The sequence below is a fragment of the Streptomyces sp. NPDC059564 genome (assembly GCF_042735575.1).
Lineage (GTDB): Bacteria > Actinomycetota > Actinomycetes > Streptomycetales > Streptomycetaceae > Streptomyces.
In genome coordinates, this window is record NZ_JBHWBP010000698.1 from 1 (window position 1) to 1,277 (window position 1,277).

At 70.2% G+C, this 1,277-nt stretch carries 1 protein-coding gene and 1 pseudogene; one reads left to right on the plus strand and one right to left on the minus strand.

Annotated features, from left to right (window positions below):
* The first annotated feature begins 125 nt into the window (after positions 1-125).
* The gene (locus ACFV0Q_RS41740; RefSeq protein ID WP_385013348.1) at positions 126-737 is read left to right on the plus strand and encodes a hypothetical protein; all 612 of its coding nucleotides are present in this window, start codon (positions 126-128) and stop codon (positions 735-737) included.
* 5 nt (positions 738-742) lie between these two features.
* On the opposite strand, the pseudogene ACFV0Q_RS41745 reads toward ACFV0Q_RS41740, so the two are convergent.
* Positions 743-1,180: pseudogene (locus tag ACFV0Q_RS41745) on the minus strand (SDR family oxidoreductase); the annotation flags it as partial.
* Between the last annotated feature and the right edge of the window lie 97 nt (positions 1,181-1,277).

Here is a 1,277-nt window from a genome sequence, read left to right on the forward strand (position 1 = left end):
GGTCCCTGCCGGTCCAGGAAGTCATGGGTCTTGACCTGGGCCGGAGCTCCCTTCGGCTCCCACTCACGGCCCCCGTTCTTGTAGGGGCCGACCAGTGGCGGCAGCGTCGTGCCGTACGGCGGGTCATGCCCGGGGACGGGCGAGAGCTGAAGCCTTTCCGCTGGTGGCAGCTGCCTTTCCGCGCGCTGTTCGCTCTGCGCCTCACGGACGACTACGGCCGGACGACGGTCTACGCCCTCGACATCAGGCACTGGCAGAACCAGTCGTCCGGCAACGTCAAGGCCCACCTGTATCGCGACGGCAGGCTGCACGCCGTGTCCAAGCTCCCTGCCGTCTTCCCCGTCCCGGGCGGCACCCTCGACGTGAAGATGAGCGGATTCGGCCTCAAGCGCTGCCACTACGTCACCGACGAAGGCCCTGAGTTCCAGCTGGTCCCGGACCCCGACTCCGCCGAGGGGCGCCGGGCGCGCCTCGACCGGGCGCACCCCGCGCTCAGCCGCACCATCGGTCTCCTCTCACTGTGCGTGCTCGTCGCCGCCCTGGCCGTCCTCGTCCCACAACTCGCCGAACAGCTCACCAGGGCTGAGGGCATCGCCCAGCACACCGGGACCTTCACCTCGCCCATCGACGTGCCGGCGTGGGGCAGCATCGTGATCGCCGTCGCCACCTTGGCGGCCAGCACAGAACGGGCACTGCGACTGCGCCACAGCCACGTGCTGGACGGCGCAGCGGGCTGATCCGCTCAGATCTGGTTCAGGCCGCCGTCGACGTACAGGCTCGAACCGGTGATGAAGCTGCTCTGCTCGGAGGCGAGAAAAGCCACGGCGGCGGCGATCTCCTCCGGGCGCCCGAGCCGACCCAGCGGCACCTGCGCCGCCAGGTGCTGCCGCAGGCCGGCGGCCTGCTCCGGATCGGGAGCGAGTCCGGACAGGCCAGGGGTGTCGGTCGGGCCGGGCGTGACGGCGTTGACCCGGATCCCGCGGCCCTTGAGCTCATTGGCCCAGGTCCGGGCGAAGGACCGGGTGGCGGCCTTGGAAGCCGCGTAGACACCGAACGCCTCCGCGCCGACGTCCGCATTGGTGGAGCCGTTCAGGATCACCGAGGCGCCGTCGTTGAGCAGAGGCAGTGCCTTCTGGACGGTGAACAACGTGCCCCGGACGTTGATCCCGAAGAGCGTGTCGACCCGGCCGGGATCTCCTGGCATGCCTCCAGGGTGATCGTGACCCGGTGGAAGTCCCCCTTCAGGCCACCGACGTTGGGCCCTGTGTGGCCGGGCT

Excerpts from the sequence above, each read along its gene's own strand:
- ACFV0Q_RS41740 (WP_385013348.1), top strand. The coding sequence starts at position 126 with ATGCCCGGGGACGGGCGAGAGCTGAAGCCTTTCCGCTGGTGGCAGCTG.